The organism is Saccharothrix sp. NBAS 001 (assembly GCF_056640475.1).
This window is the reverse complement of the sequence record NZ_CM153251.1, coordinates 1,802,533-1,828,246: the sequence shown is the minus strand read 5'-3', so window position 1 is coordinate 1,828,246 and position 25,714 is coordinate 1,802,533. Positions and strand designations below refer to the sequence as shown.

The 25,714-nt window shown below is 75.3% G+C and carries 22 protein-coding genes; 8 read left to right on the top strand and 14 right to left on the bottom strand.

What is annotated here, in order from left to right:
- Positions 1 to 4: 4 nt before the first annotated feature.
- Positions 5 to 1,303, bottom strand: a complete 1,299-nt coding sequence (locus AC0HI0_RS08030) for an MFS transporter (RefSeq protein ID WP_480931640.1) — start codon at positions 1,301 to 1,303, stop codon at positions 5 to 7.
- Positions 1,304 to 1,691: 388 nt separating this feature from the next.
- Between AC0HI0_RS08030 and AC0HI0_RS08025 the strand changes: the two genes are divergently transcribed.
- Entirely contained in the window at positions 1,692 to 2,252 is a 561-nt protein-coding gene (locus tag AC0HI0_RS08025; RefSeq protein WP_480931639.1) for a 3'-5' exonuclease, read from the top strand.
- Positions 2,253 to 2,277: 25 nt separating this feature from the next.
- Here the strand turns inward: AC0HI0_RS08025 and AC0HI0_RS08020 are convergent, their stop codons facing one another.
- Genes AC0HI0_RS08020 through AC0HI0_RS08010 form a run of 3 tightly spaced genes read right to left on the bottom strand, consistent with a single transcriptional unit; the run spans position 2,278 to position 3,719 of the window.
- Positions 2,278 to 2,574, bottom strand: coding sequence for a DUF202 domain-containing protein (locus tag AC0HI0_RS08020; RefSeq protein WP_480931638.1), 297 nt, complete (start codon positions 2,572 to 2,574; stop codon positions 2,278 to 2,280).
- A gap of 3 nt (positions 2,575 to 2,577) precedes the next feature.
- Complete coding sequence (locus AC0HI0_RS08015; RefSeq protein WP_480931637.1) at positions 2,578 to 2,934, bottom strand: YidH family protein; 357 nt, start codon at positions 2,932 to 2,934, stop codon at positions 2,578 to 2,580.
- Positions 2,931 to 3,719, bottom strand: a complete 789-nt coding sequence (locus AC0HI0_RS08010; RefSeq protein WP_480931636.1) for a hypothetical protein — start codon at positions 3,717 to 3,719, stop codon at positions 2,931 to 2,933. Before AC0HI0_RS08010 ends, AC0HI0_RS08015 begins: the two co-directional genes overlap by 4 nt.
- A 222-nt stretch (positions 3,720 to 3,941) precedes the next feature.
- On the opposite strand from AC0HI0_RS08010, the gene AC0HI0_RS08005 reads away from it, so the two are divergent.
- Genes AC0HI0_RS08005 through AC0HI0_RS07995 form a run of 3 tightly spaced genes read left to right on the top strand, consistent with a single transcriptional unit; the run spans position 3,942 to position 7,913 of the window.
- Positions 3,942 to 4,625, top strand: a complete 684-nt coding sequence (locus AC0HI0_RS08005; RefSeq protein ID WP_480931635.1) for a hypothetical protein — start codon at positions 3,942 to 3,944, stop codon at positions 4,623 to 4,625.
- 31 nt (positions 4,626 to 4,656) lie between these two features.
- Positions 4,657 to 5,832, top strand: a complete 1,176-nt coding sequence (locus tag AC0HI0_RS08000) for an alpha/beta hydrolase (protein ID WP_480931634.1) — start codon at positions 4,657 to 4,659, stop codon at positions 5,830 to 5,832.
- A complete protein-coding gene (locus AC0HI0_RS07995; RefSeq protein ID WP_480931633.1) occupies positions 5,829 to 7,913 on the top strand; it encodes a bifunctional lysylphosphatidylglycerol flippase/synthetase MprF in 2,085 nt (694 codons plus the stop codon). The genes AC0HI0_RS08000 and AC0HI0_RS07995 overlap by 4 nt, the downstream gene beginning before the upstream one ends.
- Before the next feature lie 69 nt (positions 7,914 to 7,982).
- On the opposite strand, the gene AC0HI0_RS07990 is transcribed toward AC0HI0_RS07995, so the two are convergent.
- From AC0HI0_RS07990 to AC0HI0_RS07970, 5 genes are all read right to left on the bottom strand, one after another.
- Complete coding sequence (locus tag AC0HI0_RS07990) at positions 7,983 to 8,426, bottom strand: hypothetical protein (RefSeq protein ID WP_480931632.1); 444 nt, start codon at positions 8,424 to 8,426, stop codon at positions 7,983 to 7,985.
- A gap of 61 nt (positions 8,427 to 8,487) precedes the next feature.
- Positions 8,488 to 8,961, bottom strand: a complete 474-nt coding sequence (locus tag AC0HI0_RS07985; protein WP_480931631.1) for a hypothetical protein — start codon at positions 8,959 to 8,961, stop codon at positions 8,488 to 8,490.
- Entirely contained in the window at positions 8,930 to 13,054 is a 4,125-nt protein-coding gene (locus AC0HI0_RS07980; protein ID WP_480931630.1) for a DNA polymerase III subunit gamma/tau domain-containing protein, read from the bottom strand. Before AC0HI0_RS07980 ends, AC0HI0_RS07985 begins: the two co-directional genes overlap by 32 nt.
- On the bottom strand, positions 13,054 to 13,356 hold the full coding sequence (locus AC0HI0_RS07975; protein ID WP_480931629.1) for a type VII secretion target: 303 nt from the start codon (positions 13,354 to 13,356) through the stop codon (positions 13,054 to 13,056). Before AC0HI0_RS07975 ends, AC0HI0_RS07980 begins: the two co-directional genes overlap by 1 nt.
- Positions 13,357 to 13,791: 435 nt before the next feature.
- A complete protein-coding gene (locus AC0HI0_RS07970) occupies positions 13,792 to 14,394 on the bottom strand; it encodes a TetR/AcrR family transcriptional regulator (RefSeq protein ID WP_480931628.1) in 603 nt (200 codons plus the stop codon).
- Positions 14,395 to 14,496: 102 nt separating this feature from the next.
- Here AC0HI0_RS07970 and AC0HI0_RS07965 point away from each other — a divergent pair, with 102 nt between their 5' ends.
- A complete protein-coding gene (locus AC0HI0_RS07965; protein ID WP_480931627.1) occupies positions 14,497 to 15,222 on the top strand; it encodes an SDR family NAD(P)-dependent oxidoreductase in 726 nt (241 codons plus the stop codon).
- A gap of 41 nt (positions 15,223 to 15,263) precedes the next feature.
- Positions 15,264 to 16,310, top strand: coding sequence for a hypothetical protein (locus tag AC0HI0_RS07960; RefSeq protein WP_480931626.1), 1,047 nt, complete (start codon positions 15,264 to 15,266; stop codon positions 16,308 to 16,310).
- Between the two features lie 5 nt (positions 16,311 to 16,315).
- Here AC0HI0_RS07960 and AC0HI0_RS07955 read toward each other — a convergent pair whose 3' ends face one another.
- Positions 16,316 to 17,074 (bottom strand): SGNH/GDSL hydrolase family protein, encoded by a 759-nt coding sequence (locus AC0HI0_RS07955; protein ID WP_480931625.1) that lies wholly within the window; start codon positions 17,072 to 17,074, stop codon positions 16,316 to 16,318.
- A 91-nt stretch (positions 17,075 to 17,165) separates the two neighbouring features.
- On the opposite strand from AC0HI0_RS07955, the gene AC0HI0_RS07950 reads away from it, so the two are divergent.
- The gene (locus tag AC0HI0_RS07950) at positions 17,166 to 18,500 is read left to right on the top strand and encodes a CoA transferase (protein WP_480931624.1); all 1,335 of its coding nucleotides are present in this window, start codon (positions 17,166 to 17,168) and stop codon (positions 18,498 to 18,500) included.
- Positions 18,501 to 18,590: 90 nt separating this feature from the next.
- Complete coding sequence (locus AC0HI0_RS07945) at positions 18,591 to 19,709, top strand: hypothetical protein (protein WP_480931623.1); 1,119 nt, start codon at positions 18,591 to 18,593, stop codon at positions 19,707 to 19,709.
- A 339-nt stretch (positions 19,710 to 20,048) separates the two neighbouring features.
- Here AC0HI0_RS07945 and AC0HI0_RS07940 read toward each other — a convergent pair whose 3' ends face one another.
- The 4 genes from AC0HI0_RS07940 to AC0HI0_RS07925 are packed head-to-tail and all read right to left on the bottom strand — an operon-like array spanning position 20,049 to position 25,622.
- Positions 20,049 to 21,233 carry a CHAT domain-containing protein gene (locus AC0HI0_RS07940; protein WP_480931622.1) on the bottom strand — a complete coding sequence of 395 codons (1,185 nt, stop codon included), beginning with the start codon at positions 21,231 to 21,233 and terminating at the stop codon, positions 20,049 to 20,051.
- On the bottom strand, positions 21,227 to 23,308 hold the full coding sequence (locus AC0HI0_RS07935) for a hypothetical protein (RefSeq protein ID WP_480931621.1): 2,082 nt from the start codon (positions 23,306 to 23,308) through the stop codon (positions 21,227 to 21,229). Before AC0HI0_RS07935 ends, AC0HI0_RS07940 begins: the two co-directional genes overlap by 7 nt.
- Positions 23,305 to 24,279, bottom strand: a complete 975-nt coding sequence (locus AC0HI0_RS07930) for a hypothetical protein (RefSeq protein WP_480931620.1) — start codon at positions 24,277 to 24,279, stop codon at positions 23,305 to 23,307. The genes AC0HI0_RS07935 and AC0HI0_RS07930 overlap by 4 nt, the downstream gene beginning before the upstream one ends.
- Positions 24,280 to 24,281: 2 nt before the next feature.
- Positions 24,282 to 25,622, bottom strand: coding sequence for a hypothetical protein (locus tag AC0HI0_RS07925; protein WP_480931619.1), 1,341 nt, complete (start codon positions 25,620 to 25,622; stop codon positions 24,282 to 24,284).
- Positions 25,623 to 25,714: the final 92 nt, after the last annotated feature.

The window sequence follows — 25,714 nt, the reverse complement described above, 5'->3', positions numbered from 1 at the left end:
TACATCATGCCGCCGGATCGGCGCGCCGCCCTCGCAGGGCGTGCACGCCCGCCGCCAGGGTGCCCAGGCACAGCGCCGCCGAGCTGTAGGCGAACGCCATCGGCACGCCCACGTACACGCCCAGCAGGCCGACCGTGAAGCCGCTGCCGGTGCGCAGGCCGCCGGAGGACAGCCCGTAGAGCCCGAGCACGCGCCCCCGGTCGGCGGGCGGGCTGAGCAGCTGCACGACGGTCTGCGTGATCGACATGGACGCCAGGTTCGCCACCCCGCCGACCACCAGCAGCCCGAGCGCGAGCGGGTAGCTGCCGGTCAGCGCGAACCCGAGCCCGGTCAAACCGTAGATCGCGGTGGCCAGGACGGCGGTGGGCACGGTCGGCTTGATCCGCCGGGTCACCTCCATCAGCAGCCCGCCGAGCACCCCGCCCGCGCCGTTGGCGAACAGCAGCACCCCGTACGCGGTGCCCGCCTCGCCCACGCCCAGCTCTTTGGCGAAGATCGGCATGGACGTCTGCATCGACGCGCCGATGAAGAACGACCCCAGGCCCGCCAGGACGATCATGCTGATCAGCGTCCGGTTGGAGCGGACCTCGCGGAACACCCGCAGCGAGTCGCGCAGGCCGACCCTGGTCCGGGGGTGGTGGTCGCGGGTGTGGCCGGTGAACTTCGTGCGGAACAGGAAGATCGTCAGCGGCAGGTAGATCAGCACGTTGGCGAAGATGCCCGCGGTCGGGCCCAGGCCCAGCAGCAGCGCCGAGCCGACCACCGGCCCGAACAGGATGCCCAGGCTGCGGAACGTCGAGTTGAGCCGGACCGCGCTCGGCAGCTCGTCCTGGCCGACGAAGTCGTGCAGCATCAACTGCTCGGCCGGGCCCCACAGGGCACCCGCTATGCCGTGCAGCACCAGCAGGACGCACGCCTGCCACATCTGGAGCGAATCGGTCAGGAACAGCACGCCCCAGGCCACCGAGACGATCATGAACAGCGCCTGCGCGGCCTGGATCACCCGGCGGCAGTCGAACCGGTCGGCCAGTGACCCGAACCACACCGACAGCAGCAGGAACGGCGCCCAGTGGCTGATCACCTGGAACCCGGTCAGCGCCGGCGACTGGAACTTCTCCCACAGCACCCAGTAGGTGATGACGTGCTCGATGTTGTCGGCCATCATCGCCAGGCCGGTGCCGAACAGGTAGGGCCGGCAGTCCTTGTTGCGCAGCGCCGCGAACCGCCTGGGCGGCGCGGTCGCCACGTCCGAGGTCGGGACCGGGTCGGCCTGGTGGGTCGGGACACCGCAGGCGGCGCACATGGGTCGGGTTTCCTCTCCGTTGCCGCCACGCGGGCAGCCGATCGCAACGCGGGTGGTCGGGTGGTCGGGGCACACCGGACTGCCGCTGAAGACCACCGTAGGCACTGCGGTGCGGCGGTACTAGGACTGACGGGAACAAGGCGGTGTGGGCCGCACTACAGTCCGTGCGGCCCACACCGGCAGGTCATCCGGTTCGTCCGATTACCGGGCCGACCGGGTCGAACGCGGGATCCAGCGGGTGCGCGGGGTGTCGCGGCGGGTGGGCCGGCCGGACGAGGGGCGGCCAAGAGCGCGTCGAGGTCCGCGCAGGGCGTGGACGAGGGGACCACGGCAGCGCTCGACGGAAATCCGGAGGTGCGGGCGCGATCGGTCGACTACCGTCCCGGCGGTGGAGAACGCCCTGCTCAACGTGGTCGACGTCGAGGCCACCTGCTGGGACGGGCAGCCGCCGCCCGGTCAGCCCAGCGAGATCATCGAGATCGGGTTGACCGTCGTCGACCTGGCCACCGGCGCGCGGCTCGCGAAGCACCGCGTGCTGGTCCGGCCCCGGCGCAGCACGGTCAGCGCGTTCTGCACCGGACTGACCGGCCTCACCCAGGCCGAGGTGGACACCGGGGTCACCTTCGCGCAGGCGTGCCGGCTGCTGGCCGCCGAGCACGACGCCGGCGTCCGCCCGTGGGCGAGCTGGGGCGACTACGACCGCAACCAGTTCACCCGGCAGTGCCAGGCGACCGGCACGCGGTACCCGTTCGGCCGGTCGCACACCAACGCGAAACTCGCGTTCACCACCGCCCACGGGCTGCGCAAGCGGCCGGGGATGGCGCAGGCGCTGGAGATCGCGGGCCTGCCGCTGGAGGGCCGCCACCACCGCGGCGAGGACGACGCGTGGAACATCGCCGCCCTGGTCCTGCACCTGCGCGCCCGCGACGCCTGGCCCGACCCGTCCTGACCGGTGCCGCCGACGGGCGCCGGGGTCAGCGCGGCAGCAGCAGGGCCGCCAGCTCGACCAGGACCATGACCACCGTGCCCACCGCGACCGCCGCGGGCAGCACCCCGCCGCCACGCCGGCCGCGCCGCCCCTCCCGGTAGCGCCACCGGGCCGCGACCAGCACCGCGACCGCCAGCACGACGGTGACCCCCATGCCCACCAACGCGAACAGCCCGAGCCGGTCCACGGTGAGCCGGGCCAGCACGGCCGCACCGGCGATCATGGCCAGCGCGGTCCGCTGCCACGCCAGCGCCGTCCGCTCGTTCTGCGCGCCCCGGTCCACCCGCTAGACCTTCAGCGCCAGCACGACGATCGCGGCGACCACGACGCCGACCACCAGCACCGACCCGATCGCGAACGACGGCAGCGGCTGCTGGTTGCGCATCGCCCGCTCGCAGCGCGCCCACCGCACCCACGACACGACCGCGCACAGCAGCCCGAGGCCGATCAGCAGCAGCGACAGCCCGGTCTCCAGCGCGCCCGGCAGCCCCAGGTCGACCGCGTCCACCGCCACCCCGGACGCGAGCAGCGCCAACGCCGTGCGGATCCAGGCCAGGAACGTCCGCTCGTTGGCGAAGCTGAACCGGTAGTCGGGCTCGTCGCCCGAGCCGTAGACGCCGCGCGGCCACCGCGAGTCGCTCATGACAGCACCTTCCGCGGCACGCCGAACGCCAGCAACGGCCCGACCACCAGCGACACCGCGATCCCGGCGAGCACGGTGGACACCTGCGTGTTGTCCCCCAACGGGCTCCGCGTCGGCAGCAGCGCGCCCAGCCCGAACCCGGTCGCCGTCACCACCACGACCGAGACCACCGCCATCCGCACCGCCTCGACGCGGGGCAGCCGGTCGGCGCCCACGCCCACCGCCAGCCCGGCGACCCCGGCCACCAGGTGCTCGACGTCGGCCAGCGAGCCGAGGAACACGAACGACGCCACCACGTACAGCCCCAGCCCGAGCCGGATCCGACCCCGCCACGGCTGCGGCACGCCCGCCGACACCACCGCGCCCACCGCCAGCGCGCCCGCCGAGAACCCGACGTCCACGGTGCCCGCGATGCGCACCGCCCACTCCCAGCCGGTCTCCCGCAGCACCACCAGCAGCAGCACGCTCAGCAGCACCGCACCGAAGTGCGACACGACCGCCGCGACCACCGCGAAGCGCGTCCCGCGCAGCCACTCGGCCGCACCGACGAACAACGCGAACGAGCCGGTCATCGGCACGTAGGCGAACGGCACGAACGCCAGGAACGCCCCGGTGAACAGCGTCCACCAGCGCCCCTGTTCGAGTGACGGCACCCCGAAGGCCACCCACTCGTACCACGGCTGCGCCGACGCCTCGGTCCACAGCGCCCCGGTGGCCACGCCGACCACGAGCATCGCCGTGACCACGGCGGCGGTGAACGGCACCCTGCGCAGGACCTCAACCACGGGCCGCACGGGACCCGCTCCGGCGGGTCTCCCCCACCTTCAGCACAACCGACATACCGCGATTATCGTGCAGCCCCCGCCCGCCCGCGCCGCCCCGGTCCACTGCGGCCGGCCTCCCGGGGGGCCGCGATCCACTGCGGACGGTCGAGTGGCGGCCTCCCGAGACCTGGGCCACAGTGTCGCTTTCGCTTTCCGGCTCGCGGTGCGGAGGAGGCGGATCCGGTGGCCGACCGTTCCGTCGTCGCCTGGATGGTGGCGGCGTTCGTGGTGACGTTCCTGGCGACCCGGCTGGTGACCGGGCTCATCCGGGCCGGGCGCGGGCCGTTCCGGGACCTGTCGGTCGGCGGTGTGCACCTGCACCACCAGGTGTTCGGCATCTTCCTGCTGCTGGGGGTGGGCGCGACCGGGCTGGTCTACCGGCCGCAGGACGGCTGGGCCGACGTCACCGGGGCGCTGTTCGGCGTGGGCGCGGCGCTCACCCTGGACGAGTTCGCGCTGTGGCTGCGGCTCGACGACGTGTACTGGGGTCCCGAGGGCCGCCGGTCGGTGGACGCGGTGCTCGTCGCGCTGGTCGTCGGGCTGCTGATGCTCGCGGGCCTGTCGCCGTTCGACCAGGACCCCGAGGACAACCACTGGGTGGCGCTCGCGGTCGTCGCGGTGAACGTGCTCTGCTCGGTCGTGGCGATCCTCAAAGGACGGACGCTGATGGGCGTGGTGGGCCTGTTCGTGCCGGTCGTGGCCCTGGTGGCGGCGGTGCGGCTCGGGCGGCCGACGTCGGTGTGGGCGCGCCGCAGGTACCCTCGGGACTCGCGCAAGCTGCGCCGGGCCGAACGCCGGTTCCCGCCGGGCAGGCGCAACCGGTGGGACCCGCTGGTGGACCTGTTCGCGGGTCGGCGCGTCCCCTGAGCGCCACGACGGGAAGGGAACCGACCGGCTGATGGGCGGGGTGTCACTGGTCGACGGGCCCGTCCCGGTCGTGCTGCTCGTCGTCGGCGCGCTCGCCGCGGCGTACCTGCTCGCCCGCCGGGCGCTGGTCGCGCCGCTGGTGGCGGTCCTGCTCGGCACGGTGGTGTTCCTGGGCGCGAGCTGGCTGGTGACGGGCGTGCTGCGGATCTCGGCGGAGGCGCTGCCGGTGACCGTGCGGTGGTGGCTCGCGGCCGGTGTCGCGGCGCTGGCGCTGGGCGTGGGCAGCTTCTTCCGCACCGGGCGGCGGCGCAAGGTGCTCGCCGCGATCGCCGCCGTGCTGGCCCTGGTCACGGCCACGTCCCAGGTCAACGTGTACTTCGAGCGGTTCCCGACGGTCGCCGCCCTGCTCGGTGACGACACCGCGTCGGACGGCCGGGTCGACACCGTCGCCATCCCCGGCGCGGCGTCGGGGTTCACCGCCCGACCGGCCCGGGTGTACCTGCCGCGCGCCTACCTGGCGGGCCGCCGCCTGCCGGTGCTCGTGCTGGTGACCGGCCAGCCCGGCGCGCCGGAGGACTGGATCGTCTCCGGGCGGCTCCAGGAGCTGCTGGACGACTTCGCCGTGCGGCACCGGGGGCAGGCCCCGGTGACCGTGGTGGTCGACCCGAACGGCGACGAGTTCGGCAACACCATGTGCATGGACTCCGACATCGCCAAGGCCGACACCTACCTGGCGCGGGACGTGCCCGCGTGGATCAGGGCCCACCTCCGGGTGGAGTCCAACCCGCTGAGGTGGGCGTTCGGCGGCTGGTCGTTCGGCGGCACCTGCGCGCTCCAGATGGCCACCCGCCACCCGGAGGTCTACCCGTCGTTCGTCGACCTGGCGGGCGAGCGGGAGCCGGCGATCAGCGAGGACCGCGCCGAGACAATACGGTTGGCCTTCCACGGGGACGTCGGGGCGTTCACCTCGGCGACCCCGTTGGCGTTGATGGCGCGCGGGCGCTACCCGGACGTGTGGGGGTACCTCGCCGCCGGCGGGGACGAGACCGAGGTGCAGGGGTGGATGAACGAGGTGTCGACGGCGGCCCGGAACTCCGGGATGACCGTCCGGACGGAGGTCGTGGCGGGGCAGGGGCACTCGTGGGGCGTGCCGACCAGGTCGCTGCCCGCGGCGCTGGACTGGCTGGCGCCGCGCCTGGGACTGTGACCGGGTTCGAGACCTGGGCGTCCCGCGCGGTCGGCGCGGTGCCGCACCTGGTGCGGCGGGTGCCGTTCACCGGTTCGGTGGTCGCCGTGCTGGTGCTGGTCGGCCTGATCAGCCGCACGGTGTGGCGTCCGCTGTGGCGCGAGCCGTGGTTCCACGAGGTCGCCTACGGGGTGCCCGCGCTGCGCGAGGGCAAGGTCTGGACGTTCGTCGTCGGGTGGTTCTTCACCCTCAACCCGGTCCAGTTCGCCGGCGGGGTGCTGCTGTTCGCGGTGCTGGTCGGCGCGTGCGAGCTGCGGCTGGGCACCAGGCGCGCGGCGTGGGTCGCGGTGGTCGGCCAGTTCGGCGGGATCACGGGCGCCTCGCTGCTGGTGTGGGCGCTGTCCGCGACCCAGTGGACGTGGGCGCAGCACGTGGCGCAGGCGCGCGACGTCGGGTTCACCACCGGCGCGCTCGCGGTCGTCGCGGTCACCTCGGCGACGTTGCGCTCGCCGTGGCGCCTGCGGGTGCGGGCGGCGCTGTGGTTCTACGCGACCGTGGCGTTCCTGTTCGAGGGGACGCTGACCGACGTGTCGCACGGCCTGGCGGTCCTCGTCGGCATGGTGGTCGGGCAGCGGCTGTGGGGTGTCGAGCCCGGCTACGCGCCGCGCACCCGCCGCGAGACCCGGATCCTGGCGTTCGGCGGCCTGCTGGCGCTGGTGGTCGTCGAGCTGGTGGTGCTGCTGTTCCCGGGGCACGGGCCGTTCGGCGAGACCTCCGGCGACGCCGCGCCGCTGGTCGACGTGCTGATCGACCTGGTGCTGGTCGGGTTCGTGGCCAACCAGCTGCGCTACGGCAAGCGGTGGGCCTGGTGGGTGGCGGTCGTGCTCGGCGCGCTCAACGTGCTGGGCGCGGCGTTCGCGCTGCTGCTCATCCTGCTCGACGAACTGCCCGAGGGCGCGCCGGTCGCGTTGAGCAGCGGCCTGCTGTGGCTGGGCGAGCTGGCGCTGCTGCTGTTCAACCGGGGCTCGTTCCGGGTGCCGATGCGCCGCCGGCTGATCGGCGGGGTGGCCGCCGACCAGCTCAACCTCAGCCGGGCCCGCCGGGTGCTGGCCGAGGTGGGCGGTTCGACCATGTCGTGGATGACGGTCTGGCCGGAGAACCGGTTCTACTTCACCCTCGACGGGCGCGGGTACGTCGGCTACCAGCGGCACGCCGGGGTGGCGATCGCGCTGGCCGACCCGGTGGTGCCCGCCGGGACGGCGGCCGAGGCGGTGCGCGAGTTCGCCGCGATGAGCGAGCACGGCGGGCTGGTGCCGTGCCTGTTCTCGGTCACCGACGAGGTGGCGCGGGCCGCGCGGGCCGAGGGCTGGCAGACCGTGCAGATCGCCGAGGACACCGTGGTCGACCTGCCGGGCCTGGCGTTCAAGGGCAAGAAGTGGCAGGACGTCCGGACCGCGCTCAACCACGCCCGGCGCGACGGGCTGGAGTTCCGGCTGGTGCGGCTGGCCGAGCAGCCGTTCGCGATCCTGGCGCAGGTGCGGGCGATCTCCGAGCAGTGGGTGGGCGACAAGGGCCTGCCCGAGATGGGGTTCACCCTGGGCGGCGTGGACGAGGCGCTCGACCCGCAGGTGTGGGTGGGGTTGGCGATCGACGGCACGGGCAGCGTGCACGGCGTGACGTCGTGGCTGCCGGTGTTCGGGCCGGGCGGCGTGGCGCGCGGGTGGACGCTGGACGTCATGCGCCGGCGCACCGACGGGTTCCGGCCGGTGATGGAGTTCATGATCGCGTCGGCGTGCCTGGAGCTGCGCGACAAGGGCGCGGAGTTCGTCTCGCTGTCCGGCGCGCCGCTGGCCCGGGGCGGCTCGGCCGACCTGGAGGGCGTCGACCGGGTGCTGGACAAGCTGGGCGGCGCGATGGAGCCGCTGTACGGGTTCCGCTCGCTGCACGCGTTCAAGGCGAAGTTCTCGCCCCGCTACGAGCCGGTGCACATGGCCTACCGGGACGAGGCCGACCTGCCGAGGATCGGCTTGGCGCTGGTCCGCGCCTACCTGCCCGACGCGTCGACCCGCCAGCTGCTGGCCGCCTCGTTCAGCAAACCCTGACCTTTGAAGTCCACTGTGGACGTCCGAAGTGGACGTCCACAGTGGACTTGAACCCGGCGGTCGGCCGGGTCAGGAAACCTGGTCGCCGAGACCTTCGCGGAACCACGACGTCATGTTCGCCTCGGTGCGCGGGAACCAGCGGTTCTCGGTGGCGAAGTCCTCGGGCGTCGGCGGCGTCCGGAACGCCGGCCGCTCGTCGCGGTTGTAGCGGATCTGGTAGCGGAACGGCGTGTCCACGATGTACTCGAACCCGACCCACGACCCCAGGCCCTCGGCGTACATGCCCTTGCGCAGCTCCTGGAACGCCCGCCACACCTCCGGCGGGACGTCCCAGCCGCGCACCGACTCGTCGGCCATCCGCACGCCCGCCTCGGCCTGGGTGTGCCGCCCGATCATGTCGGCCCGCAGCACCAGGCGCTGCCAGCCCTCGGGCAGCGTGGGGAGCACGGCCTGGGTGATCTCCGCCAGGGCCTGCTGCTGCTCGACGGGGCTGAGCTGCGGCCAGTTCGGCATGGTGTGGTGTCCTCCTCGGACGCGCCCGGTCGGCGGGCGCGGTACTCGTGGCGTCCGCAGCCTACCGCTGCGGTTGCCCGGCTTCCCGGTCGCGCACGGCGGCTTCACCCTCGTCCAGGACCGCCCGCAGCCACGGCGGGACGTGCTCCTCGGTGCGCGGGAACACCTCCAGGTCCCGGACGAACGTCGTCGGGTGCAGCGCGGGCCACCACTTCGGGTCCTCGTCGTAGTTGAACGAGACCTCCGGCTCTCGGCCGCGCCGCAACACCAGCCGCGCGGAGAACCACGTGCCGCGGTCCTCCTCGTACAGCACGCCGCGCAACTCCTGGAACGCGTCGATCACCACCGGCGAGAGCACCACCGTGCCGGGGTCCGCGCCCCGCTCGTCGCGCACCGACACCGCGTAGTCGTAGGCCAGCACGGTCGCGGTGACCGACAGCGCCAGTTCCGACCAGCCCGCCGGGGCGGCCGACGCGAGCGCGTTGGCCGCCTCGGCGACCAGCTCACCGGCCCTTGAAGCGTTCGAGGGGTCCATAGTTCACCTCCGGCTTGTTCGGGAACACCCGTTCCTTGGTGACCACGGAATCCACGATCGGCCTGCGCTGCTCGTCCAGCTCCGGCGTCCCGTCCGGCCCGGTCTTGTAGGTGACCTCCTGCCAGCGCATGGTCACCTCGCCCGGCACGCCGTCCGCGTCGCGCTGCATCCGCACCTGGTAGTTGCGGATGTCCTGGCCGGGAGCCCCGGCGAAGTTCGTCAGCGCCACCTCCTGCGCCCGCCACGACGCCGCGTTCGTCCAGCCGTCCCGGTAGTTGCCGGAGTTCGACGCCGCCATCTGCGGGTGCATGTTGAGGTACTCGCCCAGGCCGCCGAGTTCGTTGGACACCAGGTGCCCGCCCGCCCACTTGACCCGCGCGTCCTGGGCCTCCTGGTCGGTGCGCGGGCGGTCCGGGGTCTCCGGCGGGAACGCCGCCTCGCCCTCCATCTGTGCCCGGCGCTGCGCGCCCCGGTCCTTCTGGTCGTCGCGGTAGTCCGCGGTCTGCCCGCCGGCCTCCACGTCGCCGGTCATCGAGTCGGTCTGCCCGTGGCGGTCGGTGTGGAAGGTGAGGAACAGCTCGTCGTTGTGGTAGTTCGGCACCCGGTACTGGACGTCGGGCAGCAGCGGGTGGCCGAGGTCGGGGTTGAAGCCCGCCCACTTCTGCGCCTCCTTGCCCACCGGGTTGCCCTCCGCGTCCAGCGCGGTGTTCTGCTTCGAGCCCGGCTCGGCCTCGACCCACTTCACGTTGCCGTGCTCGTCGGTGAAGAACGTCGTCCGGGTGCCGTTCGCGTGCACCACCGGGTAGGCGGTGTGCTCGGCCAGCGGGGTGTGCCCGCGCAGCGACGGCGGCACCGGGTCGGGCGTGGTCGGCCGGTGGAAGTCCGGGTCGGCGTTGCCGTCCGGGATCATCGGCCGTTCCTGGTGCGGCACCTGGATCGGCGGGTCGTGCACGGCGATCGGCACCGGCGGGTCCTGCGGCGTCGCACCCGGCCGGTGCGTGGGCCGGTCCCAGTCCACGAACCGCTCGTGGAACGCCGGGTCGTCGGGGTGGATGACCCGGGTCGGCGGCGGCGGGTCGAACGCCGGGTCGTCGGCACCGGGGTCGTCGCCGTCGCCGCGCGCCTGCGCGTCGTCCGGGTCGAGGTCGTGCTTGTCGGCGTCGGGCGTGTCCGGGGTGAACGCGTCGTCGCCCGCCTTGGACGTGCTGCCGTCCGGGTAGTGGGTGTCCCACTCGCCGTTGGGCGGGATGCGGGGAGTGCGGTTGCCGTTGGCGTCCACGTCGTAGTCCGACGAGAACACCCGGCCCTGCGAGTCGGTCCAGGCGGGCTTGTTCGGCGCCAGCACGGGGGTGTCCAGTTCGCGCGACAGCCTGCGGGCGAAGTCGTTGGAACCGGCGTCGCAGCCGATCAGCCGGATCGGCCGGCCGTCGTAGTCGCCGCTGCGGCGCAGGATGTCCGCGAACTCCTCGGGCGAGTAGGTGTGGTCGCCGATCCGCGCCCGGCCGTCCGGGGTGACGTGCACGTCGACGGTGTAGCGGCCGTCCGGGTCGGGCCGCACCCGGTGCGGCAGGTCGCCCATGGCGTCGTCGCCGCGGTGGAAGGACGTGCCGGACGGCGTGGACTCGGCGTGCCGGCGGTTGACCTCGTCCGGACCGGGCCGGTCCTGGGCGGGGTGCTGCGGGCCGTCGGCGTCCGGCCGGTGCTCGGGACCGTCCGGACCGTCGTGGTGCGGCCGACCGTCCCGCCCGTCGCCGTGCCCACCAGGCCGTTCCCCGTCTGGGCGCGCGTGGTCCGGGCCACGACCGGGGCCGGTGTGCTCCGGGGTGCGGGGCGGGCCCGACTGGTGCGGCGCGTTCGAGGTGTGCGGATTCGGCCCGTGCTGGCTCGGCGCGTGCTGGCTGGGCGCGTGCTGGCTGGGCGCGGGGCCGCGGCTGACCGGCGGGGTGTTGCCGGACGGGCCGTGTGCGCCCGACGGGCCGTGGGTGCCGGGAGGCGTCCCGTTGAACGGGCCCTGCGGTCCGTTCGGCCGCGCCGGAGGCATCGGTCCGGGCTGCTGCGGGCGCGGGCCGTGGGGCGTCGGGCCGGTGTTGCCGGGGCCGGCGTGCGACGGGTTGGTGGTCGAGGGGCCCGGGTTCGAGGGGCCGCCGTGTGCCGGTCCGGTGTTGGCCGGGCCCGTGTGCGAAGGGCCTGTCCGGGACGGGCCCGCGTGCGACGGGCCCGCGTGCGACGGGCTCGTCGGCGACGGTCCGGACGACGACGGGCGGGGGCCATCCGGGCTCCGGGGACCGGGCGTGCCCGATCCGAGGTCGCCGCGACTGCCGGGCGTCCCGGTCCAGCCGCCACCACCGCCGGGCCGCGTGCCGCCACCGGGAGCACCACCCGGCGTCGAGCCGGGCGACCCGCCCGGCGAGGTGCCGCCGGGCGCGTGGCCAGGACCGCCGGTCGGCGAGTTCCCTTGCGGCGCAACGGAGTTCGGGTCGCGCGGGGTCGGGGCGTGCGGCTGGTCGGGACGCGCCGGAGCGTCCGGGCTCGCCGCTGTCGACGTCTGCGTGTGATCGGTCCGCACCGGACCCGGGTTCCCGCCAGGCCCACCACGGGTCTCCCCCGCCGGCGAATGCCCGCCGGGAGCGGAGTTCCCACCGGGACCACCCCGCGTCTCACCGACAGGCGCGTGCCCGCCGGGAGCAGGGTTTCCGCCGGGACCACCACGAGTCTCGCCAACAGGCGACTGCCCGCCGGGAGCAGAGTTCGCGCCAGGTCCACCACGGGTCTCACCAACAGGCGCGTGCCCACCAGGCGCAGAGTTCGCGCCAGGTCCACCACGAGTCTCGCCGACGGGCGCATGCCCACCAGGCGCGGGATTCCCGCCCGGCCCACCCCGGGTCTCGCCCACTGGTTGGCGGCCGGCGGGGGTGGTCGTGCCGGGAGGCATGGCGTTCGGGTTGCCGCGCGGCTGGTCGGTGTCGGGGTGGCCGGTGCTGTCACCGCGCCCCGGCCGGGTGCCGGGGGTGCCCGGTGAGCCGGGGTCGCCCGAGCCCGGCCGGGTGCCGGTGTCGGACGGGGTGGAGCCGGAAGTGGTGGTGGTGCCGTCGCCTGGCCTCGGCGACCGGGGGTCGGCCGGATCGGCGGAATTCCCGGTGTCGCCCGGGTTGTCGGTGTCGCCGGGACGGCCGGGGTCGTCCCCGTCGCCGGAACTGCCGCGGGTGCCGCCCGTGGGCGCGTCCACGTCGGTCTTCCCGGTCTGGAGGAAGCCGCCCTTCTTGATGTTCTTGGGGTCGAGCACGTCCAGGCCGGTCGCCTTGCCGGCGAGCTTGCCGACCACCTTCATGACCTTCTCGAAGACCTCGACCAGGCGCTTGAGCATCGGCGAGACCCGCTTGACCGTGTTGAGCAGGTCCTTGACGATCTTCGCGATCTTCGCGGCCCACTTCGAGATCGCGGTCACCGCCTGCGCCACGATCACCGGCGTCCCGAACCCCAGCGAGAACGCCGCCTCCAAGACCCACGCGATCAGCTTCCCGACCAGGTCCGCGATCAGGTCGCGCACCATCTCGCGGACGAACCCGACCACCATCCCCATCATGCCCACGACCGTCCCCACGGTCGAAGCGGCCGACGCGGCACCGGTCAGCGCGTCACCGTGCACCTGCGAGTTCGTCAGGTAGGCCGCGGCGGCCGCGCCCTCCCACCCGGCGGTGCCCTTGGCGACGGCGGCCTTGTAGTCCTCGGCGACCTTGCCCAGCTCGGTGCCGACGTTGCCCCAGGTCGTCGAGTACGACTCGATCACCGGCGGGTTCCCGGCCAGCCAGTCGAGCATGTCCTTCAACGGCTGCATGTGCTCCATCAGGAACGACGCCGCCGACGACAACAACGTCCCGAACGGGTCGATCGCCATCGACGCCGCGTCGGCGGCCAGGCCGACCATGCCCAGGCCCGCCTCGACCCAGTTGCCGTCCTTGATCCCGTTGAACGTGTCCATCGCCGATTCCGCGATGGAAAACCCGGTCGCCCACCCGTTGTCACCCGTTCCGGCGTTGAAGAACGAGCCGGACTCCGCAGGCGGTGCCGCGACCAGGGGGTTCTCCCCGGCCATCAGTCAGCCGCCTGGAAGCTGTCGCGGATGGACTCCTCCATCTCGCGGTACTGGGCGACGGTGCCCCGCACCGCGGTGCCGGCCGCCTCCATCGCCTCGACCGCGCCCTGCAACGCCTGGAGCCCCCACGACTCCACCGGGTCCAGCATCATCCGGAACGGCTGGCAGAGAATCCCGTACGCGTCGGTGGGCATGGAGACGGTCTGCGCCGCCTGCACCGCGCCCTCTATTCGCGCGCTCAGATCCTCCAGCTGCTTGCTGTGACCGTCCAACGTCCCCGCGACGATCTCGAACCCGGCCATGCCCCGTCCCCCGAATCACGTTGCCCACGACGCCCGGCGGTGGCCCGGTGCCGTCAGCGTCACTGTATGAATGCCGACGCGGTCACGTCGAGTTCGGTTCCGGTTAACCTGGAAATCGCACGTCACGGGCGGTGACGGGGATCACTCGACGGCTGCGCGCCGCGCCGAGCGCGTTGCGCGACCTCGGTGACCTGGTGAAGGACGAGTAAGCCATCCCGTTGCCGTCGTGCGCGTCGATCGACGAGCCGGTGGACTTCTTCGAGAACCCTCGGCTTTCGGGAAGGTGCCGCCAAATCCCCCGCACGACCCGACCGCGCCCGCGCGACAACGCCGACCGGGCAGCGAGATTCTTGGTGGCCGTCGGGAAATCGGCGTGGACTCCGGGTCGGTCAATGCGGTCGTACCGGACGACCTGTCAGGTATGACCGGCACCTGTCAGAGCTGCCCGGCGGCCGGGATCGGGTGCGCCGCCTCGGCCCGCAGCCCGTCCAGCACGAACGCCAGGCAGCGCCGCCAGGCGTGCGGCGCGGTCTCCATCGACTCCCGGATGACCTGCGACATCCCCCAGGTCAGCGCGGTCAGGTCGGACAGCTCGAAATCGGCGCGCAACCGGCCGGCCGCCTGTGCCCGCGCGACGATCCGCTCCGCGTACCCCGCGCCGCGCGTGCACACCTCGGCGATCTCCTCGGAACCCGGGAACCGGCGGGCGAGCGCGTCGTTGAGGCCGTGGTCCTCGGCCTGCAACGCGAACACGCCCTCCAGGAAGCCGGCGAACCCGGTCCACGGGTCCGGGTCGGCCAGCGCCGCCTCGGCGATCCGGTCCAGCACGGCCAGCCGCTCCGGGAAGATCGCGTCGAGGAACGCCTGGCGGACCGGGAAGTGCGCGTAGAGCGTGCCGATGCTGACGCCCGCCCGGCGCGCGATGTGCTCCAGCGGCGCGGCCAGCCCCTGCTCGGCGAACACCTCGGTGGCAGCGGCCAGCAGTCTGGCCCGGTTGCGCGCGGCGTCCGCGCGCAGCGGTTTCGGTTCGGCTGCCATCCCGTCATCATACGAAATCGAGGGCACCCTCAGGTTCGTGCTAGCGTCGGCGGGGAAGTCGAGGGCTCCCTCGACTTGGCTCCGTCCCCACGAGAGGCACCCATGTCCACCAGCAAGACCGCTGTCGTCATCGGCGTGGGCCCCGGCCTGGGCCTGTCCATCGCCCACCGGTTCGGCCGCGAGGGCCACGCCGTCGCCCTGGTCTCGCGCACCGCCGCCCGGCACCCCGGCTACGTCGCCGACCTCGCCTCGGCGGGCGTGCGCGCCGAGGCGTTCGCCGCCGACACCCGCGACCGCGCGGGCCTGCTGGCCGCGCTGGACACCGCCGCCGAGCGGTTCGGCGGCCTCGACGTCGTCTACTACGGACCGGGCGCGGTCGACCTCGACGGCCCGCTCAAGTCGATCACCGACATCGGCTCGGCCGACGTGCGCACCGCCATGGACTGGGTGTACCCGGCGGTGGACGTGGTCGAGCACGTGCTCCCGGCGATGGTCGCGCGCGGGTCCGGCTCGCTGCTGTTCGCGGGCGGGTTGAGCGCGGTGCTGCCGATGCCGCCGCTGGGCGCGGCGGCGCCGGCCGCCGCCGCGCTGCGCAACTACGCGGTGACCCTGCACGCGGCGCTGGCCGACCGGGGCGTCTACGCGGGCAGCCTGACCATCGGCGGCCTGATCGAGCGCGGCGACATCCACCGCGCGGTGCTGGCGAACCCGGAGCTGTTCGGGCCCGCTGCGGCCCGCACTCTCGACCCGGACGACCTGGCCGAGATCGCCTGGCGGCTGCACACCGACCGGGACCGCGCCGAGGAGGTCGTGAACGCCTTCGGCTGAGAACGCGGAACCGGGCGGCCGCCGCTCCCGTCTGCCGTGGGGTGAGCGGGAGCGAGCGGGTCTGGTTGAACTCCGCGGGTGCGCGGGCGTGGACGGTTGCCGGCCTCGCGGCGGCAGCGGCGGTGTGGCACGGGTGGGCGATCACCGTCACCCCGGAACGGCCGACGTTCTGGGTGCTGGTGTTCGCCGACCTGCTCGTGGCGGGCCTGGCCGGGTGGCTGGGCACGTGGTGGCCGCGCACGGCGGTGTTCGAGGCCGGCGAACTGGTGCTGGGCGGGGTCCGGATCCGGTACGACGAGATCACCGGCACCCGGTTCGGGCACGTGTCGGCCAAGCCGTTCTGGCTGGCGTTCTGGCTGCCGCAGTCCCTGGTGATCGGCGGGTTGCTGGCGCTGCGCCGGTCCGACGCGTTCGACCGCAGGGTGCTGGAGATCGACACGCCGGCCGAGCGCTACCGGCTGCGCTGGCGCTACCCGCACCCGTGCGAGGAGTTCACCGCGGCGCTGCGCGCGGCCCGCCCGGACCTGGAGGCGTCCTACGGCCTGGACGGGCGCGACCGCGCGCTGGACCTGACCCCGAAGCTGTCGGTCGGCGGCGGGTTCCTCGCGATGGGCCTGTCGGTGTGGGCGCTGTGCACGGTGTTGCTCGGCGTCGAACTCCTGGACCGGGCCACGGTCCAGCGGCCGGCGCCGGGCGACGCCGTCGCCGCGCCGATCCAGTCGCTGACCAGGCGGCTGGCCGGCTACCCGGCCGTGCCCGGGGTGCCGTTCGAGATCACCACGACCGGCTGCGAACGGGAGAACAACGCGTTCCTGGGGCGCTCGCCCGAGGTGGTGACCATCGCGCTCGACGTCCAGGCTGCGGTGCCCGGCGGGGTCGCGGACGAGTTCGAGGCGAAGCTGCGCACCGACACCGGGATGAGCGGCTACGTCGGCCGGCTGGACGGCAACAGCCCGGTGCAGGTGAGCGTGCCGGAGGACCGCCGGCTTTCGTTCCGGATCTCCACCGGCTGCGTCGAGGTGGCCGACGAGCCCCGGCTGCGCGGGGAGCTGGGCGCCGCGGCGACCGCCCTGGGGCTGGGCCGCTGACCCGGTCAGACCTTCGGCAGCGCCTCGACCGACGTCCAGCCGGTGTGCTTGGCCGGGTGGTCGTCGCCGGAGGACCGGCCGCGCAGCCGGCGGGCCAGCCACGGCCCGACGTGCTCGCGGTAGTAGCGCGCCTCGGTGGCGAGCTTGCGGGCCACCACCGGGTGCTCGACCGGGTCGGGCGTGGTCGGCCGGCCCAGCGCGGTGAGCACCAGGGACGCCACCCGGCTGTGGCCGGCCGCGTTGAGGTGCAGCCGGTCCGGCGACCAGTACGCGGCCCGGCGCACCTCGGCGTCGTTGAACGCGTCCACCATGGTCAGGCCGTACCGCCGGGACAGGGCCTTCACCGCACGGGTCAGCGCGACGCCCCGGCGGTGGATGGTCCGGCCGAACGGCAGCCGCTGCGACGGGTCCGCGCCGCTGAGCAGCACCAGCCGCACGCCCGCGTCGGCGCAGCGCCGGACCGCGTGCTCGGTGAGCCGCACCAGCCGGTCGGCGTCGATGCCGGGGCGCATCATGTCGTTGCCGCCGCCGTTGAGCGTGATCATGGTGGGCAGCGGGTCCATCGCGAGCGCGAGGTCGAGCTGCGCGGTGACGATCGGCTCCAGCAGCCGGCCCCGGACCGCGAGGTTGGCGTACTGGACGGGCGCGCCGAGCCCGGCCGCCAGCCCTTCCGCCACCCGGTCCGCCCAGCCGCGGCACGAGCCGTCCGCGCGTTCGTCCCCCACGCCCTCAGTGAAGCTGTCGCCGATGGCCGCGTATCGCACTGCAACTCCCCCTCGTCCACTACGCCATTCAGGATAGGACGCGGGTTTCGCACGGCGTAGCGGGCGTGCGGTGTGCTGGAGGATGGGACGTGTGACGCACAGGGACGACGCCGGGACGGCGCAGGCGTGGGCAGCGCTCGGCGGGCCGCCCGCCGACGTGGAGTTCGACCTGGTCCGGGGACCGCTGGCGGCCCGGTTGCCGGTGCGGGAACTGGCCCGCGCGACGGTCGGCGCGTGCTCGCTGGCCGCCGCCGCGCTGCTGGGCCACCGCAACGCGACGCCGCCGCCCGCCGTCCGGGTGCACGAGGGCGCGGTGGCCACCGCGTTCGTCAGCGAGCGGCACCTGCGGATCGACGGGCGGGCCCCGGTGTGGTTCGCGCCCCTGTCGCGGTTCTGGCGCACGGCCGACGGCTGGGTGCGCACGCACGCCAACTACCCGCACCACCGGGCCCGGCTGCTGGGCGCGGCGGGCGTGCCCGACCCGGGTGACCAGGACGCGGCGGTCGCCCGGGTCGCCGAGGTGTTCGCGGCCCGCTCCGCCGCGTCGGTGGAGCAGGAGGTGTCCGCGGCGGGCGGCCTGGCCGTCGCGGTGCGGGGCGTGTCGGGCGAACGGCACCCGCTTGTGGAGACCCGGCTGGTCGGCGGCGGCGAACGCGGCCTGCCGCCGGCCGCGCTGCCCGCGTCGGGCGTCCGGGTGCTGGACCTGACCAGGGTGTTCGCCGGGCCGGTCGCCACCCGGACGCTCGCGCTGCTGGGCGCGGACGTGCTGCGGCTGGACCCGCCGGCGCTGCCCGAGCACGTCGACACCCTGGCCGACACCGGGCTGGGCAAGCGGTCCGCCGTGCTGGACCTGGCCGTGCGGCGGGACGTGTTCGAGGAGCTGTTGAGCACCGCCGACGTCGTGGTGACCGGCTACCGGCCGGGCGCGCTGGACCGGTACGGCCTCGCGCCGGACGCCCTGCTGGAGCGGCGGCCGGGCCTGGTGGTGGCGCAGCTGTGCGCGTGGGGCTGGACCGGTCCGCGCGCGGGCCGGCGCGGGTTCGACAGCCTGGTGCAGGCGGGCAGCGGGATCGCCGAGGTCGAGGGCGACGACCGGCCGGGCGTGCTGCCGGCGCAGGCGCTCGACCACGGCACCGGGTACCTGCTGGCCGCCGCCGTGCTGCGCGGGCTGGCCGAGCGCGCGCAGACCGGCGGGCGGCACGTGCGGCTCTCGCTGGCGGGCACCGCGTCCTGGCTGCTGCACGACCTGCGGCCCGCGACCGACGACGGCGCGGAGTACGACCCGGCCCCGTGGGTCGCCACGACGGCGTCGCCGTCCGGCGAACTCCGGCACGCGCGCTCCCCCGTCGGCTACGACGGCGTGCCCGCCACGTGGAGCCGCCCGTCGGGCCGGTGGGGCGCGGACCGCGCGCAGTGGCTCGGCTGACCGGGCGCGACCGCGGTTGAACGCCGCCGGCCGGATCGTGGATCATGGCCGATACGCCCGGATTGCTGGAAATCGGCGAGAGGTGACGCCATGCGACCCGCCTACCTGGAGCCGCGCACCGACCTGCCGGCCCTCCAGGACTGGTCGACCGGGCTGATCCTGGCCGAGCTGCGCTCGGGGGCGAAGGTCACCGGACCGCTGTCCGGGGTGTCCGCGGCGGCCGTGGTCGCGCTGGTCGTGCTGCTGCCGGCGACGCCCGGCACGGTGGTGTCGATCGCGCTGCTGTGCCTGGCGGCGCTGGTGTTCGCGATCGGGCCGCTGATGCACCGGGTGGAGACGGCCCCGGTCCGGAACGGTCTGCTGGACGGCCCGTGGCGGCGGGTCCCGGCCACCGCCGCGGCCGACGAGGAGGGCGTCCACGACGAGCGGCTGATCGTGTTCGACGACGCGACGATCGTGCTGCGCGGGACGCTGCCGGGGTTGCCGGAACTGGTGCTGGACCGGCAGGAGGTGTTCCTGTGCGGGCCGGACGCGCGCGGTCGGGCGGTGGTGCGGGTGGCCGGGCTGTGCCGGATGGACTGGGTCCGGGTGGACCCGCGCCCGGCGCGCCCCCGCGAGCGGCTCGCGCGGGTGCCGGGCCGCCCGCTGGACGACCCGGCGGTGCGGCGGGCGCTGCGGGGCTTCCGGCTCGGCGGGCGGGCGTGGGTGTGGAGCGCCGGCGGGGCGGTGCTGGGCGCGGCGATCGCGGCGATCAGCGTGTGGCCGCTGTCGGTGCCCGGCCTGGCGGTGGGCGGGCTGCTGCTGGCGGTGTCCGCGCTCGGCGCGCCGAGCGCGGTGCGGATCGGCCGGCTGTACCGGGAGGCCGGCGCGGGCCTGCACGCCGCGCGGGAGTGGACGCCGGTCCTGGTCTCGCTGTTCCCGTGGGAGCCCTACCACGAGGTGGCGGGCCTGGCCCGGCTGCCGGGCGGGACGGCGCTGGTGCGGTTCCCGTTCCCGAACCTGGACGTGATCGCCAACGTCGCCGACACCGGCACGATGTGGATCGCGGGCACCACCACGGGTGTGGTGGCGGTCGGCGTGCCCCGGCTGCCCGCGCTGACCGTGGCGGTGATCCAGCCCGATCGCGACGAGCCCGACGACGCGCCGCAGCCGTGGCTGCTGCGCACCCGTGACCCGGGCCTGCGCGAGATCCCCGCCCTGCGGAGCTGACCGCCAGGTCTTCTCCGGGATCACGGCCGTGATCCTTCGGCGGCGCAGGCAGTTCCGGTTGGCTTCGGAGGAGTGCGCCTTCTCCGGCGGCCACCTCGTCCGGACGGGTGCGAGGCCGACCGGCTGGGAACCCGGATCCGGTCCGGCACCGTCCGCAACCGGGGGCTGTCGGTGGTCTGGCCGGGGGGTGGGCACGAACGCCGACGGCAACCCGGCGGCGTCGACCGCATCCGGCGCGGAGCGCGACGCACCACCCGCAGCACGCTCTGTCGCGCGGGCGACGGCAACGGCCCATTGGCCACCACTGCGGCGAACCCAGATCCGAACCCCGAACAGCCCCTAGCGCTGCGGGGCCCACGCGGTGCCGAACGCCGCCCACACCACCGGGGAGCACGCCGGGTCGCCGGTCCGCTCCCAGCGGGTGGCCCGCTCGCGCTGCCACGCGCCGAGCGCGGCGACCGGGTCCGGCGCGGACTGGGCCGCGTCCACCGCGAGCACCACGCCGTCGAGCACCGGCGTGGGCGGGAAGCCGGGCACCAGCGCGGCCAGGCCGGCGTCGGTCGGCAGCGTCCAGCGGGTCGACACCACGTACTCCGCGCCGCCGTGCACCAGGGCCGCGACCAGCCCGGTCGGCTCGGCGAAGCGGGCGTCGCCGCCGCTCTCGCAGGCCACCAGGGCGACCCGGTTCGGGATGCGCCACGGCCGGGGCGCGCCCGGCCGGTGCCCCAGCGCGATGTCGGCGGCGGTCAGCGGGCGGTGCGCGCCCACCGGGGCGGCCCGGCCCGTGGTGCCCGTGCCGCACGACAGGTGCAGCCGCGCGTCGAGCCCGTGGCCGCCGGTCGTCACGTGCCCGACGTAGAGCAGCCGCCCGGCGTCGCGCAGCGCGTGTTCGAGCACGTCCCGGTCGATGTCGTCGCGCCGCACACCACCGGGGGCCTGCCCGGCGGCCAGCGCGGTCAGCTCCGGTCCGGGTGGGCCGAGCACCGAGCCCAGCCCGGACGCGTCGCCGAAACCGGGCACCCTCGGGTCGAGCACGCCGACCACCGGGCCCTCGAACGGCGACACCCGGCGACCCGCCGCGTTGCGCACGGTCGCGGGCGGCAGCACGGACACCTCGGCGTTGTGGACGGTCCGCTCGCCGTCGTCGACCCGCAGCGCCTCCCACGGCACCAGCGCCGTCGAGGGCGACGGGCTGATCCGCAGGTGCGGCCGCGCGCCGGCGGTGAGCACGCCGTTCAGCTCGACCGCGAGCGCGGTGGGCAGCAGCGCCCCGGCCAGCCGGGTGGCCAGCTCGATCTCGCGGTCGCGGTCCACCAGCGGGCCGTGGGCGAGCGCGCGCACCAGCGCGTCGCGCGCGCTCTCGCCCGGCAGCGGCGACGGTGTCGCGCGCGCCAGGTCGGCCAGCGGGCCCTGCACGGCCGACCGGGGCAGCACCTGCACGCGCGGCCGGTCGGGTTCGTGCTCCCACCGCCACGACACGTACAGCTCGCCCGCGTCCACGAACTTGACCTGCACCGCTACCACGACGCCACCGCCTGGTCCGAGCGGACGGGGATCCCGTGGCGCCGCTCGGCGAGGTCGATCCACCGGTCCAGGGCGGACGGGACCGCCGGGTCCGGCCGCACCCTGGGCGGCAGGGCGAACCCGGTCGCCGGGAACGCGGGGTCCTCGCCGGTGCTGCCCGCGAACGAGGCCGCGTACGGGAGGTGGTCGTCCTCGGCCTCGGGCGGCAGCGGCAGGAGCACGAGTTCGCCGCGCCCGGTCGGCGCCTCCGGCGTCTCCCCGGCCGGGCTCAACGAGGCGGTGCCCGCGATGTGGTCGATGTAGGCGGCGGCCAGGTCGACGTCGCCGACCGCCGCGAGCGCGGTGAACGCGGACCGGATCGACGGGGCCGCCGCCAGCGCCACCCACTGCTCGCGCATCGGGCCGTGCGCGAACCGCTGCCGCACCGCCTCGGCGGCCAGCGCGCCCGGCAGCGCCCGATCCAGGGCCCGTCCGCTCAGCTCGCGCCGGGCTTCACCGTCCACTGTGGACGCCCACCGGACCAGCGCGTCCGCCCGCCACCACGCGCAGCCCAGCGCGACGTGCCACAGCCCGGCCCGCTCCGCCAGGTCGGCCGCCTCGCCGTACTGGTCGTCCGCCGCCGCGTACTCGCCCAGACCTTCCAGCGCCGACCCGCGCACCTGCCGGACGGCGATCTGCTCCACGGCGGTCGCCCAGTCGCCCGGCGGCACCCGGTCGAGCATCTCCAGCGCCGCGCGCGGCCGGCCCAGCACCACCTCGACGGCGGCCCGCCCGTGCAGGCACACCAGCAGCCGCGCCTGGTCGCCGGACTCCCGCAGCAGTTCCTCGGCCTCGGCGTACAGCGCCAGAGCGCGGTCGTTGGCCGACTCCAGGTACGCCAGCCGGGCCAGGCCGAGCACCGAGGTCGCGCGGGTCGCCACGTCACCGGTCGCCCGCGCCAGGTCGCGGGCCAGCCCGAGGTGCTCGGCGCTGCCCGCCCGGTCGCCGGTCCCGTCCGCGATGCCCGCGAGGGTGACGTGCACGAACGGTGCCAACTGCGGCGCGGACGCGTAGGCCAGGTCCAGTGCCCGCGCTGCCTCGTGCGACGCTTCGCCGAACCGGCCGCTCGCGGACAGCACGGCCGCGCGCACGGCGAGGATCGACGGCTGCGCGCCGGCCAGCCGCTCGGCCTCGGCCAGGTCGGCCAGGGCGTCGTCGGGCCGCAGCACCTGCCGCAGGTGCTGGGCGCGCGCGACCAGCGCGCCCACCAGCACACCGGCCGTGCCGTAGGTGTCGCCGACGCGTTGCAGGACGGTGCGGCCGAGCGTGATCGCCTCGGTGGTCCAGCGCAGCGGGTCGACCAGACCCGCCAGGTTGCCCGCCACGCCCGCCCGGCAGACCAGCGCCTCGACCTCGTCGGAGCCGACGGTCTCCTGGTAGGCGGCCTCGAACGCGGCCAGCGCGCCCGCCCGGTCGCCGGACATCGCCAGCATCGCGCCCTGGCTGTTCAACGTGCCGCAGCGGTGCCAGCGCGGGCTGATCGGCCGCACGTCCCCGGGCTGGTCGACCAGCCTGCGGTACTCGGCGGCCTTGATCGGGTCGCCGGCCGCCTCGGCGATGGCGGCCAGGTTCGCGTGCGCGTGCCCGGCCAGGTGCGGCGCGTGCGCGGCGGCGAGCCCGGCGCAGGTCAGGGCTTCCGCCTCGGCCTCGGCGAAGTGGCCGTCGGCCAGCAGCAGGCAGGCTCGGACGTGGTGCAGCACGACCGCCTCGTGCGGCTGGGCGGTGGCGAAACCCCGTTCGACGTCCCGGCGCGCCTCGTCCAGCCTGCCCAGTTTGACCAGGACGTCGGCGCGCGAGCCGTGGATGACCGCGTGCGTGGACGGGTCGGCGAGCGCCAGCGCGTCGGTGAGCCGCAGCACCGCCCGCTCCTGGTCGCCGCTCGCGTCCAGCACCGCCGCCAGGTTGACCAGGGTGGTCGCCCGCTCGCCCTCGCGGGCGACCTGGAAGGCGGCTTCCAGCGCGGCGACCGCGCCCGCGACGTCACCGGCCTGGAACCGGTGGATGCCGTCGTTGTTCAGCCGCGCCCACCTGCTCACCGGCGGCCCGCCAGCCGTTCGGCGAGGGTGGCGTCCGGCGCGTCCGGCCGGGTGCGCGCGTAGGCGATGATCTCCGCCCGGCGGGCCGGCGCGTCCGGGTCGTCGGGAACCTCGGCGGGCGCGGCGAACTCCGGCGCGTACACGGTGAGCCGGCGCGCCGCGGGCGGCAGCAGCAGGACGGTCGGCGGCACGGGGGCGCTCCCGGTGCGCCGGCCCAGCCCGTCGGTCCCGTCCAGCCGCAGGTCGACCGGGCCGAACCGGCCCGCGAGAGGCACGTCCGGGCGCGGCCCGGCGGGCACCGCCACGTCGAGGAAGGTGGCCCCGCCCCGGCGGACCACGGCCCACCGCGCGTCGGCCGCCGCGTCCACCGCGCCCGCCGGGACCAGCGCCCAGTCGACCGGGTCGGCCCCGCTGTGCACGGTCACCCCGTCCGCGCCGGCGGCGTCCCCGGCGGCCAGGGCGAACTCCGCGCGGGTCGCGACCGGCGCGGGCAGCACGATCCCGAAGTCCTCGGCGAGCGCGGCCAGCCGTTCGGACAGCCCCGCCACGACCGGGTCCGCCGGCACCGCCGCCAACGCCCGCGCGGTCGCGTCCTCGTCGTCGAGCAGGTGTTCCACGGCGGAGGTCGCCAGGGCGCGTTCGGCGCGCAGCACCACCGGGTCCAGCGCGGGCACGCCCGCCTCGCCGGACGCGGGCCACCACGCCTCCAACCAGTTCAACTGGGCCAGGGCGCGGCCTTCGGGCCAGGCGGCGGCGGTGATCTCGGCGGCGTCGCCGAGGATGCCGGCCGCCGCGTCCTGCCCGTACGCCTCCCACAGCCAGTCCGCCGCGCGGTCCGGGTCGTGCACGCGCGCGGACGGGGCGGCCTCGCCCAGCACGTCCCACGCCAGCACCGCGCCGCGCGCCTCCAGCAGCGCGGCGCGCTCCGGGTGCGGCCACCCGCCGACCTCGATCCCCGCTCCCCTGGTCACCCTCATCCGGCGGCCCGCCGTTCCAGCGCCGAGCGCAGCCGGTCGCGCTGGTCGAGGATCACCGACCGGAGCACGCCGTCGAGCACGTCCCACAGCCCGTCCGCCGGCACGGTCTCCCGGCGCAGCTCACGGCCGTGCGTGCGGACCCACAGCCGGCGCAGGTACGCCTCGCGCACGCCGTGCACGTCGGCCCGCACGCCCTCCGGCACCGCCGACGGCATCCGCTGCGCCCGGCGCACGTACGCCTCCCGCTCCCACCGGCCGCGCAACCGGGCCGCCGCGTCGCCGGTCACCGCTTTCGGGCCGGTGCCCGACAGCCCGGCGACGGCTTCGCGGCCGAGCACCATCACCACCCGGCCGGCCTCGTCGGCGAGCTGCCACGGCCCGGCCGAGCGGGCGATCTCCCGGCGCACCAGCGCGGGCACGTCGTCCAGCGCGTCGCGGTGCGCGGTGGTCAGCGGCACGAACAGCCGCTCCACGATGGACCGGTCGAACGGTTTGGGCAGGTTCTGCTTGGCCGCCGTCTCGCCCAGCTCCGGTCGTCCGGGCCGGTCCCGGTCGGACAGCCCGTGCGCCCGCGCCGCGCCCGGCTCGGCCAGCTCCGCCGCGCCGCGCGCGCCCGCCCGCCCGGCGACCAGCGCGTCGAACAGCGCCTGGTCCGGGTCGGTGGCGCAGGTGGCGAGGAAGTCGGCGGGGCGCGCCCGCCCAGCACCCACCGGCCCAGAACCCTCCGGCCCAGAACCCACGGGCACAGCACCGATCGGCACGGAGTCCACCGGTTCGGCACCGGCCGGCGCGGGGTGGTCGGCCCACGCGGCGTCGAGCAGGCGGGCCAGCCCGGTCGCGTTGGCCGGGTCGGTCACGAACCCGCGCAGCCCCGCCACGGTCGGCCCGTCCTGGTCGTGCACCTCGGCCAGCACCGCAGCGGCCCGGTCGGCGGCGTTCGGGCTCAGCCGGGGGTCGCCGTGCACGGTCGCGAGTTCGTAGCAGCGCTGGAAGTAGAGGTCCTGCGGGTTGCCGTCGGTGATGCCCGCGCGCCGGCGCGCCTTCTTCACCACCAGGAACCACGCGGCGGTCGCCGCCAGCACCGGCCCGGCCCGCACGATCCGGTCGCCCAGCGCGTCGGCGTGCTCGGCGGCGACCGCGCCCGCCGCGAACTCCGGGCGCAGCACCGGGCGCAGCACCAGCGGGTCGAGGATGAGCTTGACCGTGCGGGCCAGCGGGCGGCCCGACTCGTTGCTCAGCGGCGCGACCGCGTCACCCAGCCGCGACCACGCCCGGTCGATCAGCAGCCCCCTCGGCGACGCGGTCTTCCCGGCCGCCGCCCGCGCGCCAGTAGTCACCCCGCGAGCCTAGCCGGTCGGACGTCCGCGCTGGTCGCAGGCCGTGGCAGCGCCGATCCTGTGATCGGTAGGACCGGTCCGCGCCGCACCCT